General features: G+C 61.1%; 21 protein-coding genes. All 21 read left to right on the plus strand.

The window, feature by feature from the left end:
• The 21 genes from CEY11_RS09330 to CEY11_RS09430 all read left to right on the plus strand — a co-directional run bounded on the left by CEY11_RS09330 (position 1) and on the right by CEY11_RS09430 (position 13,390).
• Positions 1 to 369, plus strand: a complete 369-nt coding sequence (locus CEY11_RS09330) for a hypothetical protein (protein ID WP_233154810.1) — start codon at positions 1 to 3, stop codon at positions 367 to 369.
• Complete coding sequence (locus CEY11_RS09335; RefSeq protein ID WP_088603089.1) at positions 366 to 587, plus strand: hypothetical protein; 222 nt, start codon at positions 366 to 368, stop codon at positions 585 to 587. Before CEY11_RS09330 ends, CEY11_RS09335 begins: the two co-directional genes overlap by 4 nt.
• Positions 587 to 1,015: a hypothetical protein gene (locus tag CEY11_RS09340; RefSeq protein ID WP_088603090.1), complete on the plus strand. Its 429-nt coding sequence runs from the start codon at positions 587 to 589 to the stop codon at positions 1,013 to 1,015. The genes CEY11_RS09335 and CEY11_RS09340 overlap by 1 nt, the downstream gene beginning before the upstream one ends.
• Positions 1,015 to 1,488, plus strand: a complete 474-nt coding sequence (locus CEY11_RS09345; RefSeq protein ID WP_088603091.1) for a class I SAM-dependent methyltransferase — start codon at positions 1,015 to 1,017, stop codon at positions 1,486 to 1,488. The genes CEY11_RS09340 and CEY11_RS09345 overlap by 1 nt, the downstream gene beginning before the upstream one ends.
• A 25-nt stretch (positions 1,489 to 1,513) precedes the next feature.
• The gene (locus tag CEY11_RS09350) at positions 1,514 to 1,918 is read left to right on the plus strand and encodes a nuclease domain-containing protein (RefSeq protein WP_088603092.1); all 405 of its coding nucleotides are present in this window, start codon (positions 1,514 to 1,516) and stop codon (positions 1,916 to 1,918) included.
• The gene (locus CEY11_RS25540) at positions 1,918 to 2,652 is read left to right on the plus strand and encodes a hypothetical protein (protein WP_198958867.1); all 735 of its coding nucleotides are present in this window, start codon (positions 1,918 to 1,920) and stop codon (positions 2,650 to 2,652) included. Before CEY11_RS09350 ends, CEY11_RS25540 begins: the two co-directional genes overlap by 1 nt.
• The gene (locus CEY11_RS09360) at positions 2,649 to 3,296 is read left to right on the plus strand and encodes a DUF6475 domain-containing protein (RefSeq protein ID WP_088603093.1); all 648 of its coding nucleotides are present in this window, start codon (positions 2,649 to 2,651) and stop codon (positions 3,294 to 3,296) included. The genes CEY11_RS25540 and CEY11_RS09360 overlap by 4 nt, the downstream gene beginning before the upstream one ends.
• A 193-nt stretch (positions 3,297 to 3,489) precedes the next feature.
• Positions 3,490 to 4,209: a metallophosphoesterase gene (locus tag CEY11_RS09370; RefSeq protein ID WP_198958868.1), complete on the plus strand. Its 720-nt coding sequence runs from the start codon at positions 3,490 to 3,492 to the stop codon at positions 4,207 to 4,209.
• Positions 4,206 to 4,568, plus strand: a complete 363-nt coding sequence (locus CEY11_RS09375) for a PDDEXK family nuclease (protein WP_233154811.1) — start codon at positions 4,206 to 4,208, stop codon at positions 4,566 to 4,568. Before CEY11_RS09370 ends, CEY11_RS09375 begins: the two co-directional genes overlap by 4 nt.
• Position 4,569: 1 nt before the next feature.
• Entirely contained in the window at positions 4,570 to 4,764 is a 195-nt protein-coding gene (locus tag CEY11_RS09380) for a hypothetical protein (protein WP_088603095.1), read from the plus strand.
• Positions 4,751 to 5,164 carry a hypothetical protein gene (locus CEY11_RS09385; RefSeq protein ID WP_143322755.1) on the plus strand — a complete coding sequence of 138 codons (414 nt, stop codon included), beginning with the start codon at positions 4,751 to 4,753 and terminating at the stop codon, positions 5,162 to 5,164. Before CEY11_RS09380 ends, CEY11_RS09385 begins: the two co-directional genes overlap by 14 nt.
• A gap of 119 nt (positions 5,165 to 5,283) precedes the next feature.
• A complete protein-coding gene (locus CEY11_RS25375; protein ID WP_158215254.1) occupies positions 5,284 to 5,451 on the plus strand; it encodes a hypothetical protein in 168 nt (55 codons plus the stop codon).
• Positions 5,448 to 5,714 carry a hypothetical protein gene (locus tag CEY11_RS09390; protein WP_088603097.1) on the plus strand — a complete coding sequence of 89 codons (267 nt, stop codon included), beginning with the start codon at positions 5,448 to 5,450 and terminating at the stop codon, positions 5,712 to 5,714. Before CEY11_RS25375 ends, CEY11_RS09390 begins: the two co-directional genes overlap by 4 nt.
• Positions 5,715 to 6,161: a terminase small subunit-like protein gene (locus CEY11_RS09395; RefSeq protein ID WP_088603098.1), complete on the plus strand. Its 447-nt coding sequence runs from the start codon at positions 5,715 to 5,717 to the stop codon at positions 6,159 to 6,161.
• Complete coding sequence (locus CEY11_RS09400; RefSeq protein WP_088603099.1) at positions 6,154 to 7,590, plus strand: hypothetical protein; 1,437 nt, start codon at positions 6,154 to 6,156, stop codon at positions 7,588 to 7,590. Before CEY11_RS09395 ends, CEY11_RS09400 begins: the two co-directional genes overlap by 8 nt.
• On the plus strand, positions 7,587 to 7,823 hold the full coding sequence (locus tag CEY11_RS09405; RefSeq protein WP_088603100.1) for a spike base protein, RCAP_Rcc01079 family: 237 nt from the start codon (positions 7,587 to 7,589) through the stop codon (positions 7,821 to 7,823). The genes CEY11_RS09400 and CEY11_RS09405 overlap by 4 nt, the downstream gene beginning before the upstream one ends.
• Complete coding sequence (locus CEY11_RS09410; protein ID WP_088603101.1) at positions 7,824 to 10,103, plus strand: hypothetical protein; 2,280 nt, start codon at positions 7,824 to 7,826, stop codon at positions 10,101 to 10,103.
• Positions 10,103 to 10,486 carry an FmdB family zinc ribbon protein gene (locus CEY11_RS09415; RefSeq protein WP_088603102.1) on the plus strand — a complete coding sequence of 128 codons (384 nt, stop codon included), beginning with the start codon at positions 10,103 to 10,105 and terminating at the stop codon, positions 10,484 to 10,486. The genes CEY11_RS09410 and CEY11_RS09415 overlap by 1 nt, the downstream gene beginning before the upstream one ends.
• Positions 10,487 to 10,559: 73 nt before the next feature.
• On the plus strand, positions 10,560 to 11,639 hold the full coding sequence (locus tag CEY11_RS09420; protein WP_088603103.1) for a hypothetical protein: 1,080 nt from the start codon (positions 10,560 to 10,562) through the stop codon (positions 11,637 to 11,639).
• A 14-nt stretch (positions 11,640 to 11,653) separates the two neighbouring features.
• Complete coding sequence (locus CEY11_RS09425) at positions 11,654 to 12,640, plus strand: phage major capsid protein (RefSeq protein ID WP_088603104.1); 987 nt, start codon at positions 11,654 to 11,656, stop codon at positions 12,638 to 12,640.
• A 12-nt stretch (positions 12,641 to 12,652) separates the two neighbouring features.
• Positions 12,653 to 13,390, plus strand: coding sequence for a hypothetical protein (locus CEY11_RS09430; RefSeq protein WP_088603105.1), 738 nt, complete (start codon positions 12,653 to 12,655; stop codon positions 13,388 to 13,390).
• Positions 13,391 to 13,433: the final 43 nt, after the last annotated feature.

Here is a 13,433-nt window from a genome sequence, read left to right on the forward strand (position 1 = left end):
GTGAATATCTCAGCCGAGAAAACCCAGCTCACGCTGAACTTCGCGCCAGGGTTGACAGAGACGCACCGCAACCTGCGCGATTGCGTGGCCACGAGCATCTATAAGCGTGGACTCTCCACTTGCGCCATTGATCTGAACGAATCGCCCGGCAATTTGAGCAATCAGCTGAGCGACGACAGCCCGCGCAAGTTCGGCATCGACGATCTCGAAACCTACCTGCAAAAATCCAAGGACTACACGCCGATCTATTACTTGGTCGAGAAATTTCTGAACGACAAGTCGATGGAGAGGGAAGCGGCAGGCAATGAGGCACTGCAGGCCATTGCTTCGCTCATGCCGTTGCTCAAGAAAGCGGGGCTCGTAGCATGACCCCCACCACTCGCCACGCCATCCAGTATCTACGACAGGCCCGCGACCTCGTCCAGCAAGCCACCATCGACCGTAAGCGCTTGTCTCAATGGGACGCCCTGGCCAGCCTGGAACCCGGCGTACCGTGCGCGGCGTACGGGATGGCCAAGGACGCATTTCGACACGCGCGGGATCTGCCGATAGCGATTCGGCGGTTGGGAAGCAAGGGGGATGCGTGATGGAACGCCAGGTAATCCCTCTCACCAATCCCCAGGCCCGGGTATTCGCCGCCAAGCTGGCGACGACCGTCCCCGAGGGCTGGGTGGCTCGGTTCACTCCCGCGCCGCGCACCATGGCGCAGAACGCTGGCACGCATGTTCTATACGAAATCATCGCCAATGCCCTGCGCGAAGACGACGCAGCAGGCTGGAAGTGCTACTGCAAATTGCATCACGGCGTGCCGATCCTGCGCGCCGAAGATCCGCAGTTCCGGGAAGCCTACGACTCGGCCATCAAGCCGCTGCCCTATGAACGCAAGCTCATGGTCATGCGCTACTGGCCTGTCACGTCACTGATGGACAAAGACCAGATCGGCCGCTACATCGCCGCCATGCAGGCGGATTTCGAGCCGCGCGGAGTGATGCTGGAATTGAGGGAGGCCGCGTGATGGATGCAATCATCCTCGACCCCTGCTGCGGCGGCCGCTCCTTCTGGTTCGACCAGGCCGACCAGCGCGCTTTATTCGGCGATATCCGTAGCGAAGAACACACGCTGTGCGACGGCCGCGCCTTCAACATCACGCCCGACCTGAACATGGACTTCCGGGCGATGCCGTTCCCGAATGAGTCATTCCGGCTGGTCGTCTTCGATCCGCCGCATTTGCGCCGAGCCGGCAGTGAATCCTGGCTGCGGGCCAAATACGGAATCCTGGGAGACGACTGGCGCGACGATCTGCGCCGCGGCTTTGCCGAATGCTTCCGCGTCCTGAAGCCCGAGGGCATCCTGATCTTCAAGTGGGCGGAAGTCCAGATTCCCGTGTCGCAAATCCTGGCCCTGACGGACTCGAAGCCACTTTTCGGACACAAATACGGCCGGCGCAACGGCACGCATTGGATCGCCTTCATGAGGGAGGCAGCATGACCTCCATCAGCAAATCGGAGCGCCCATGATGCAACGCCACGCCACCCTCCAGCGCAAAACCCCGCTGCGCGCCAAGAAGCCGATGGCGCACACAGGCCGGCGCAAGCACAAGGTCGCCGGACACCACGACCGCAAGCTCTTGGATGCCTGCCGCGGTCAGGACTGCTACTTGAAAGTACCCGGCATCTGTCCGCACATTCCGAATGACCCGACGGTGGTCGATTGCCACGGCAATTGGGCCGATACCGGCAAGGGGATGGGAATCAAGGCAGCAGACCGCTTCAGCGTGCCGGGCTGCGCTCCATGCCACTACTGGCTGGATTTTGGGACGACGGCGACTCGCGCGGAAAAGCGGACGGTGTTCTTTGACGCGCTGGCCCGATGGGAAGAGGTGCGCGATGCCCACGTAATTTCTATCGAGGCTGCGTAATGGATTGGTTTCGTTTATATGCGGAGTTCGCCACGGATCCCAAGGTTCAAATGATGAGCGAGGCATTGCAGCGCCGCTTACTGATGTTGTTTTGCCTGCAATGCAGTAACGGTATTGAAACGTTCCACGAAACAGAAAGAGACTCATCAATAGCGTTCGCACTGCGCATTTCGGAAGATGAATTGGCCGAGACGAAAGCTGTATTTGTCCGGCGCGGATTCATCAATGAGGACTGGACATTGATCAATTGGGAAAGTCGCCAATATGTCTCAGACTCAAGCACAGAGCGGGTTCGCAAGCATCGGCAGGCTAAGAAACAGGCACAAGAAACATGTGAAACGTTACCGGAACGTTCCGGTAACGCCCTAGAACAGATACAGAACAGAACAGATACAGAACAGAAGAAAAACAATAAACCCGCAACGCGTTCCGCGTCGCTGTCTGTTGCTGACCTGAAAACTCAAGACGTTGACGAACAGGTCGCCACGGAATTTCTGGCTATCCGAAAACGAAAACGAAGCCCGCTTACGCCGCTGGCCCTCGATGGCATCTGCCGGGAGGCTGGCCGGGCCGGCATGACGCTGGACGCAGCGCTGCGCAAATGCGTCGAGCGCGGCTGGCAGGGATTCGAGGCCGGATGGGTGAAAAACGAAGGTGCGGGGATGAGCCGGCAAGAAGCGCTTGAGGCGAGAAATCAGGCTGTTGTCAACGAAATGATGAGGACGGCGATATGACCGAATCGGACAAAAAACAGTTCTACACGCTGATGGGCAACGTCTACGCCTTCTATCGCCAGGATACATCGAGCTTCGCCCTGGGCGTGTGGTGGGAGGCTATGAAGTCATTCGACTTCGCCGCCGTGGCTGACGCCCTAAATCGCCATTGCGTGAACCCAGACTCTGGCCAATTCATGCCCAAGCCCGCCGATGTCGTGAAGATGTTGCGGGGCTCTACCCTGGATGGCGCCATGATGGCCTGGTCGAAGGTGGATAAGGCAATCCGGCAGGTTGGTACCTACGCCAGCGTCGCGTTTGATGATCCGGTCATCCACCGGGTACTGCAGGACATGGGCGGCTGGATGGCGCTGGGTTCGAAGGATGAGCGTGAATGGCCGTTCGTCGCGAAGGAGTTCGAAACTCGCTATCGCGGCTACCGCGTGCGCAGCGAGATTCCTGAATACCCCAAGGTGTTGATCGGCATTGCGGAAGCGCAGAACAACCAGAACGGCCTGAAATCGCAGCCGCCAGTGCTGATCGGAAACAGCGAAACCGCAAAGCGCGTGTTGCTGGGCGCCTCAGATAAACCCGCGGTCGGGTTTGAACGGTTGGGCGACGCTGAAATGCTGGCGCTGGCCGCGCCGAGGGCGCAGGCGGCATGACTCCGGGCCACATTCAACTTCTCTGTACCCACGCACCGGCCTATCAAAAAGGCTGCGTGGCCTGCGGCGTCCGGTACATGAAAATGCTCAGAAGCCCGGATGCTCGAGCAAGCCGCAGGCTTCAGGATCAATTCCTGTCGACGCTGCCGGCGCCCCTGAGCGAGCAGATCAAGGAAATATTAAGGGCAGAAAAATGATGCAGATAATCCAATACTTCGAGCGAAACAATTGGGGTCGAGACTTCGCGGTAGGCGATATTCACGGTCATTTCACTCGGTTGCAAAAGGCACTAGATGACGCGGGGTTTGATCCATTGACGGATCGCCTGTTCAGTGTCGGCGATCTCGTTGACCGCGGGCCGGAATGCCAGTCAGTGCTGGAATGGCTTGCCAAGCCCTGGTTTCATCCTGTGCAAGGCAACCATGAAGACATTGCCATTCGCTGCGCTCGGGGAAACCCAATCGACGAGGGCATTTACAGCCGGAATGGCGGCGATTGGTTTATGGCTATGGACTACCGGCATCGGCAGGAATTTGGCGCGGCATTTGAGGCGCTCCCGACTGCGATTGAGGTCGAAACGCGTCAAGGCCTCATCGGAATTGTCCACGCTGACTGTCCCGTTGCAGATTGGAGTGATCTGGAAACGGAATTATTGCTCAATCGTGTCGCTCGGGATCGAGCAATGTGGTCGAGGGGCCGCATTGAATCGGAAGATCGTACTGGCGTTTCTGGAATACGGGCCGTCGTGGTTGGACATACGCCCCTGCGCCGTCCGGCGGTTCTGGGCAATGTTTGGCACATAGACACTGGCGGCTGGCTACCTGACGGCAGTGGTCATTTCACACTTCTGAATTTGGACTCGTTGGAGGCCATCCCGCCGGTGGCGCCGAAACTGCAATGGGAGTCGGCATGATGCGCCTGCCTAAGGCCCAGGAGCGCCTATACGCGCTCGGCCGCCTGAAGCCGGGCCAGATGAACAAAACCGAGCAGGCCTACGCCGCTCACCTATCGGCATTGCAAGCCACCGGCGGCATCCTCTGGCACAAATTCGAGGGCCTGAAGCTGCGCTTGGCCGACAACACGTTCTACACGCCAGATTTCGCCGTCATGAAACCGAACGGCGAAATCGAGCTGCACGAAGTCAAAGGCTTCTGGCAGGACGACGCCCGGGCCAAGATCAAGATCGCGGCCGACATGTACCCATTTCGATTTGTCGCGCTCAAGGTTCGCCCGAAGAAAGACGGCGGCGGTTGGGCCGTCGAGGAGTTTTGACATGCCCAGCACACCGAAAACCGCCCGCATGTACGCAACCCGCCACGTCAAGACGCCCGGCTCCGGCCAGATCGCGCAGCCGCCTTACCATCCAAAGCCGAAGCCCTATCGGCCTTCACCGCATCTGCGGGCTGCGGAGATCGATGCGCTGCCGCGGGCGGTGAGCATGGGGCGCGTTGCCAATGATCGATCCTGACTTCGAGCGGCGGTTGGAAAACTGGGGCGCCTATTACCGGCGCGATGCGGGCGGCGCAGTTTCGAGCCCCACCGCCGAAGTCTGCGAACTGCTCGCGGTCGCGCATGGCCGACAGATCCGCGACGGCTACCGCGAAGTATCGGCCAAGCCAGAAATTGATGAGTCGGACGCGGAAACCATCGAATGGTGCTGGTGCCGCGCTGCCTATCGCATGGATGCGAAACTGCGAGCGCTGCTCAAGGCCCACTATGTGCACGCCAGCGACATGCGCTTCACTTGTCGGGTGCTACAGATCCGGTTTCGGTCGTATGAGCCAATGCGCGCGGATGCGGTGGAGCAATTCCAACGGGTAGTTGCGCTTGCCGAATGCATGGGTGATAATTGCGCCAAGACAATCTGACTACCTGCACGCTGGTGCAGCGACCGAGCCCTTTGGCGGTCGGTTTGCGTCCGATAGAAACGAAGCCCCATGTGAAAACGTGGGGCTTTTGCTTTGGGGCTTGGCTTTTCGGAGTTCCCATGGCTCTCACAACTCAAGATGGTAAAGACTGGTTCCGCGAAGCCGGCCTCAAGAAATCCACGAAATCCAAGGTTTCGCGCCCAGTCCCGCTGCGCCCTCATTCCAAGCATCGCGCCTCGACTCGATCAACGTCCCCCCGCGCCGCGCGCCTGGGAGAGCCCGCATGAGCAAACTATCCACCGCCGCTCGCGAAAAACTTCCCTCTGGCAAATTCGCCGGCCCGGCGCGCAGCTACCCCATTCCCGATAGAAGTCACGCCGCGAATGCCAAAGCCCGAGCCTCGCAGGCGGTCAAGGCCGGACGCATGTCTGAGTCGGAGAAATCCAAGATTGACGCCAAGGCTGACAAGGTGCTAGGCAAGCCCGCGAAGAAATCCGCACCGCTCCCTGGTAAGAAAGTGGGCGAGCGTCTGGCGCAGATGGGGCGATAAATGGCGCGCACAGGCCGCCCCACCCAATACACGGATGCGGTAGGCCAAGCCGTCTGCGAACGCATCGCGCAGGGAGAAGCTGTCCATCAATTCGCTGGGACGGATTGGATGCCGCCGGAGCGGACGATCTATGGATGGCTGGCGGCTCATGAAGACTTTCAGCAGAACTACGCCCGCGCGCGCGAACGGCAAGCCGACAAATTAGCTGCGGAAATCATCGAAATCGCCGACGATGCGAGCGGGGACACCGTCACGCGCACCAATGATGACGGCAGCGAGTATGAAGTCGCCAATCACGAGTGGATAGCCCGGTCGCGGCTCCGCGTGGATGCCCGTAAGTGGGCCGCGTCGAAGCTCGCCCCCAAGAAGTACGGCGACAAGATCGAGGCCACGCATACGGGCGAAGTGGGTCTCACCGTCAAGATCATCAAGTTCGGCGATGCCTGAAATCACCCTTCCCCACAACTGGCAGCCGAGGCCGCATCAGCGCAAGCTGTGGGCCTATCTGGAGTCAGGGGGGCGCTACGCTTACGAAATTGCGCATCGCCGCTGGGGGAAGGATGACGTGGCATTGCGCTGGACAGGCTGTGCTGCATTCGAGCGCCCCGGCAGCTACTGGCACCTGCTGCCCGAAGCTGCCCACGCCCGCAAGGCCATCTGGTCGGCGGTCAATCCTCACACCGGCAAACGCCGTATCGACGAGGCCTTCCCTGTGGCGCTGCGCAAGACGACGCGCGAGCAGGAAATGTTCATCGAGTTCGTGAACGGCGCGACGTGGCAGGTCGGTGGCAGTGATCGATTCAATACCCTGGTGGGCTCCAGCCCGGCCGGCGTGGTGTTCTCGGAGTGGGCGCTCGCGAATCCTGCGGCATGGGCGTACGTACGTCCGATCCTGTTGGAAAACGGCGGCTGGAGCATGTTCATCACCACGCCGCGCGGCCACAACCACGCGGAGAGGATGTACAAGGCAGCGCTGAAAATGCCCGGCGCGCACGCTGAAATCTCGACAGCCACACACACCGGCATTTTCACGCCCGAGCAACTCGAGCAGGAGCGGCTGGCCCTCATTGCCGAGTTCGGCGAGGACTTCGGCAGCGCCATGTTCGAGCAGGAGTATCACTGCTCGTTCGACGCCGCGGTCATGGGCAGCTACTACGGGGCGTGGGTCGCGAAGATCAAAGCCGAGGGTCGCATCTGTCGGGTGCCCGTCGAGCCGGAGCTGCCGGTGCACTTTGCATTCGACTTGGGGCGCACCGACGACACCAGCATCTGGCCGTTCCAAGTGCCCTGGCGCGCGATCCATGTCAACGGATTCCACAGCAGCAACGGCCAAGATGTGGCGTTCTACCTCGACTGGCTGTGGAAGTGGCTCCAGGCTCACGGCGCGAAGCTGGGCAAGCTGTATCTGCCGCACGACGCGAAGGCCAAGACCCTGGCCAGCGGCGGCAAGAGCGTGCAGGAGCAGCTTGTCAATGGCGTCGAAAAGGACGGCCAGCGCATCCCTGGCGTGGGTTGGGATCATGTCGAGATCGTGCCCAGCCTGTCCGTGCAGGACGGCATCCAGGCCGTGCGCGAGATGCTGCCCCGCTGTTGGTTCGACGAAGCATGCGACGTGGATGACGGTGCGGGATTCAGCGGCATGGAGGCCCTGGGTCAATACCGGCGCGAGTGGGACGAGGACAAGAAGGTGTTCCGCGAGCACCCCCTGCATGATTGGTGCTCGAATCCTGCGGATGCGTTCCGCATGCTCGCCGTTTCCCACAAAACCCAGAAGGTCGAGCCGCCCAAGCCCAAACCACGCTGGGAAACGCAACTCACCATTGATGAATTGATCGCCCGGCGCACCGCAAAGCGCCGGGAAATGGAGAACGCATGATGCAGCTCAATGTGGCAACTTACCAGACCGCGGCCGCCATCACCCCCAGCGACACTGCTGTGCAGTCCTACCGCGCCATCTATGTGGGCGGCACAGGAGATCTTACTGTGCGCACGGCCGGCGGCAACGTGGTGACGTTCAAGGCCGTTCCCGTGGGCGCCGTGCTTCCCATCGAGGTGTGGCAGGTGCATTCCATCAACACCACGGCTACCGACTTGGTGGGGCTGGCGTAAGTGGCCGAGTACAACAGCGGCGCCATCAACAGCGTCGATACTCCCGCAGCATTCGGCCAGGGCCAGGATGCGATCGTGCGCCGCTGGATGGTGGAACTGTCGCTTGCCAAAAAGCGGATGAAGCCGTGGCATGATCGCTGCAAGAAGCTCTGGGATCTGTATCACGGCTCATCGGTGGGCCGCAAGAAGAACAGCTACAACTGCCTGTACGCAAACACCGAGATCCTCGCGCCCGCCGTTTACAACTCGCTGCCGCAGCCCGACGTGCGCCGGCGCTTCGGCGATACGGACGCCTTAGGCAAAGCCATTGCCGAGGTCATGAACCGTTCGCTCATGTTCCAACACCAGACCACGGACTTCGATACCGAAATCCGCTACGACGTGTTGGAAATGCTGGTGCTGGGCCGTGGCATTTCGCGCGTGCGCTACGTGCCGGATCTCGTGCAGGTGGGCGACACGGCGCAGACCGGCAAAGAATCCGACGAAACGCAGTGGGATCATGAAGCGCAGGAGGGCGAGCAGAACGAAGAACTGGCTTGGGAGAATGCACCCATTGAGCATGTGGCATGGGACAAGTATCTCTGCGGCCCGGGACGCACGTTCAAGGAAATACCCTGGTGGGCATTCCGACACGACCTCAACCGCGAGGAACTGATACGCCGGTTCGGTAAAGGCATCGGCAATACCATACCGTTGAACGGCGGCCCGGATGACCCTGAACTGCAGCGTGTGACCGATGATCAGACAATGGCGCTCTTCAAGACCGCCGAAATCTGGGAAATCTGGGACAAAGAATCGCGCACGGTGATCTGGGTGTGCCAGCAGTATCCGAAAAACCCCTGCAAAACCGAAGAAGACCCGCTGGAGCTCGACCACTTCTTCCCGCTCCCCGAGCCGCTGCGCGCGCTGGATGATTCCGACACCTTCAACCCCACGGCGCTGTATGACCAATACCGGGAACAGGCCGAAGAGCTCGACCGCATCTCCACGCGCATCAATAAGCTGGTGGACGCCTGTAAGGCGAGGGCGATCTATGACCCGTCGCTGGGCACCCAGATCTCGGAACTCTTCCGGGGTGCGGATAACGACCTGGTACCAGCGGCCGAAAGCGTGCGCCAGCTGTACGAAAACGGGGGCATCGAAAAAGCCATCTGGTTCGCGCCGATTGAGCAGATCGTCGCGGTGGTGAAGACGCTTTACGAGCAGCGCGCGGAATGCAAGCAGGTCATCTTCGAGCTCACCGGCATTGCCGACATCATGCGCGGCGCAACAGATCCAGCGGAAACCTACGGCGCGCAGGCGCTGAAGACCCAATTCGGCATGACGCGCCTGGCGCGCATGCAGCGGGCCGTACAACGCTACATCCGCGACATCATCCGACTGCAGGCCCAGGTGATCTGCAACAAATTCGGACTGGATACGCTCAGGCAGATGACGGCGCTCCCCTTCCCCACGCAAGCGCAGGTCGCCATGCAGCAAGTGCAGTTGATGATGGCAGCCCAGACAGCGCGCGCACAGGGGCAGCAGCCGCCACCCATGCCACCGAAGCCCATTACCTGGGAGGATATCGACGCGGCTCTGAAAAACGACCTGCAGCGCACCTTCAAGGTGGATATCGAGACCGACTCGACGATTGCCGCCATTCAGCAAGAGGATGCGAGCGATCTGGAAACCGTCATTTCCGCCCTGGTGCAGTTGACCAAAGAGGTCGGCCCCCTGGTGCAAATGGGTATTCTGCCCTTCCCTGCCTTCAAGGAAATGATGTTGATGGTGGCGCGCAAGTTCCGCATGGGCAACGCCGTGGAAGACGCCATCGAGACGATGCAGCCGCCGCCCAAGGGTCAACCCCCTCTCCAGCTGCAAGTCGAGCAGTTGCGCCAGCAGGGCAAGCAAGCCGAAATCGCGGCAGAAACACAGGCCGCTGAGCACAAGGCCGCGCTCGATGCGCAGACCGCGCAGGCCGAACAGCAGGCCCAGGCCGCGCAGGCCGCGCAGGAGACCAGCCTCGAAGCCCAACGCAATCAATTGCAGATGGAGCAGGATGCCGCCCTGGAACGCATGCGCGCCGCCAACGAAATGGCACTGGAGCGGTTTAAGGCCGAAATGCAAGCCGCTGTTCAGCAGCAGACCCAGGCCATGCAACAGCAATTCCAGCTGCTCATTGCGGTGCTGAACAACCGTGCCAAGGTCGAAGTGGCTGAGGTGGCCGCTGGCGCCCAACTGGCCGGCACCCAGATCGCCGCTGCGAACGCGGCCAGCGCCGAATCGGAGAACGCATAATGCCCATGTACACAGTCCGCTGCCACGCATGCGGCAAATACGACACCATTTTCCGGCGCATCGCGGAGCGTGACGCCAATCTGCCGCAATGCCATGGGGCCATGCATCGAATCATCGAAGCGCCGACCGTGCAGGCTGATCTGCCCGGCTACCAGTCCCCCATCGACGGCCATTGGGTGGAAGGACGGCGCCAGCGCACCGAGGATCTGCGCCGCAACCATTGCCGTCCCTGGGAAGGTATGGCCGCGGAGAAGCAGGAAGCGCACCGGCGCGCCGCGGAAGCTGACAAAGCCTACGGGGCGGCCGTGGAGTCGGCCATCGTGGACACCTACCGCAATATGAGCCCAGCGAAACAGCGCGCGCTGGAGGGTCTCGCGTCGTGAGGTGCGCCCTCGCCTCGATTTATCCCAACACACCGCCCGCAGAGGCGGTTTTTAACGCCCTGGAGCCCATGAAATGAGTGATATTCCCGACATCGACGAAACGCTGGCCGAAACCTACCGAGAACTGCGCGCCAAGGGCGCCTTTGGCGGTGATTTCGGCGAAGAGCCCCCGACGCCCGCTGAACCGCCGGCGGCTGCTGCGGCGGAAACGCCGGCGCAAACCGATGATGCCAGCGAAGCGGATACGAATGCCGAGAATACGGTCGCCGAGCCGCCTGACGAGGGCGCAGAAGCCAGTGCGGAGAATGGAGAGGAAGACGCAGCCCCGCCAGAATCCGCCTTCCGGCCGCCTTGGAAGAAAGCCGCCCTGGCTGAGTTCGAAAAGCTCTCGCCGGGCGTGCGCGCGGAGATCGAGCGCCGGGAAAACGACTTTCACAAGGGCATCGAGCAGTACAAGGCCGGCGCCGAATCATCGAAGGAATGGGATCGCACGGTGCAGCCCTACCTGGCGACCATCCAGGGCTTTGGCGTGACGCCGCAGCGCGCCGCGCAGGAGCTTTTCAAGGCTGACCACCTGTTGCGCTACTCGCCGATGCCGCAGAAGGTCGGAATGCTCCTGAAAATTGCGGGCGATTACGGTATTGACCTGCCGACGCTCGCCCAGGGCCTCCAGAACATGGCTGGCCAACAGGCCTGGCAGCAACAGAATCCCCCGGATCCGCGCGTGCAGCAACTGCAAACGCAGATCCAGCAAATGCAGCAGCAACAGTTTCAAGCGCAGCAACAAGCCTCGCAAGCCGAGAACTCGGCTATCGACGATGAAATTGCCGCGTTCGCCGCAGACCCTGATCACGAGCATTTCTCGGTTCTACAGCCTGATATGGCCCTGCTTTTGCAGGGTGGTCGCGCCAAAGACCTTGAAAGCGCCTATGAAATGGCAATGCGTGCAAACCCTCAGACGTACCCCATTTGGCTGGCTCAACAGCAGCAGAAAGCGGACGAAGAGCGGCGCAAGAAGGTTCAGAGCGCCAAGAAAGCAGCAGCGAACAATGTGCGACCCAACGGCCGCGCAAGCATTCCTGCCGCACCGGCACACCGAACCATGGAAGAGGACATCGAGGCCACGGCGCGCGAGCTGGGCCTCATCAACTGATATAGGAGCCAACCATGGCATCTCCGGGTCAGTCGAGCCTGTTCACCGCTTTCACCGAACTGGTATCGACCACTTACAGGAACCACCGCAAGACGGTGGCCGACAACACCTCCAAGCACAATGCGCTTTTCCGCCGGCTGACGGAAAAGGGGCGCGTACGCATCGAAGATGGCGGCCTGTCCATCGTCGAGCCCCTGGACTATCAAGCCAACTCGACGTACCAGCGCTACAGCGGCTACGACGTGCTCAACATCAACGCGGTCGATGTGCTGACTGCGGCCGAGTACCCGTGGCGCCAGATCGCGGTCAACGTCGCCGCCTCGGGGCTGGAACTGCGCACCAACGCAGGTGCGCAGCGCATCATCAACTTCACCAAGGCCAAGATCACGAACGCTCAGCGCTCGCTCGCCAACGGCATGTCGGTCGATATCTACTCGGACGGCACCGCGGCGAACCAGATCAACGGCCTGCAGGCGATTGTGGCCGATTCGGGCCAGGGCACCGTGGGCGGCATCAATGCGGCCACCTGGGCCTTCTGGCAGAACCTGGTGCAGTCGGCCGCAGCGCCGATTCAGGGCGGCGGCGCAATCACCCCGAGCGCCACGACCATCGAATCACTGATGCAGCCAACTTGGGTGAAGCTGACCCGCGGCACCGACATGCCTGACATGATCGTCATGTCCGACGATTACTTCGGCATGTACGAAATGTCGCAGACCAGCCTCAAGCGCTATGCGCCCGAGGACAACGGCCAAGGCGGCATGATCTCGATGAAGTACAAGAACGCGGATGTGTTCTTCGATTCGTCGGGCGGCATTCCCGCGGGCCACGCGTACTTCCTGAACACCGACTACCTGGAACTGGTGGCGCACCGTGATGCCAACATGACCATGGAAGACGAGCTACGGTCGGTAAATCAGGATGCCGTGGTCATCCCCATCCTGTGGCAAGGGAACCTGGTTTGCTCGGCCCGGTTCCTCCAAGGCGCCATGCACGCGTAATCGGAGGAAACCATGACTACCGCAGCAACTCAATTCCCGCTGATCGGCTCCCAGCCCATCGGCAATTTCTTCGCGCCCGACAGCACGCAGCGCCAGCCGTTAGGTGCGATTGTCTCGGCCAATGACCCCTATTGGGGCGGCGGCGAGTATATCTACCTGCAGGCGAATGCCACGCTGACTCAAGGCGCGGCCGTCACATGGAATGGCGGCGTGGGGTTCAAGGCCATTGCGCTGCCCGATACGGCCAACCAAGCCGCCGCAGTGGGTTTTGCCATCTACCCGATGGCAAGCGGCCAGTTCGGCTGGTTCAAGATTTCCGGCCAGATCCTGGCCAACTGCACGGCCTCTGTCACCGCAGGTTCGGCTGTCGGCATCACCGCCGCCGGCCAGCTGGGCGCGAGTTCGGCCGGCAAGGAAATCGAAGGCGCCAGCGTCCTAGCTCCTGCCACCACCACCGTCACCAAGGCGAACGCGACCACTCGCGCAGGCTCCAATTTGGTGATCGTATCTGATGCCGACGGCCTCTTCGTGGGCTGCCCGGTATCTGGCACCGGCATCGCGGCTTCCAGCTACATCGGCGCGATCAGCTCGGACGGTCGCACTCTGTCGCTCACGGCTTCGGATCTGACCACGGCGAAAAACGCCACGGCCAGCGGCGCCATCACGCTCACGGGCACCTACAACGACGGTACCACGTACTACAACGTGTTGTACGCAGACCGTCCGACCGCCCAGGGCCGCATTACTTAATTTTCCCTGTCACCTCCAGGGGCCTTTCGCGCCGCATTCCTTT

Origin of the sequence: Candidimonas nitroreducens (genome assembly GCF_002209565.1) — a bacterium.
Lineage (GTDB): Bacteria > Pseudomonadota > Gammaproteobacteria > Burkholderiales > Burkholderiaceae_B > Candidimonas > Candidimonas nitroreducens.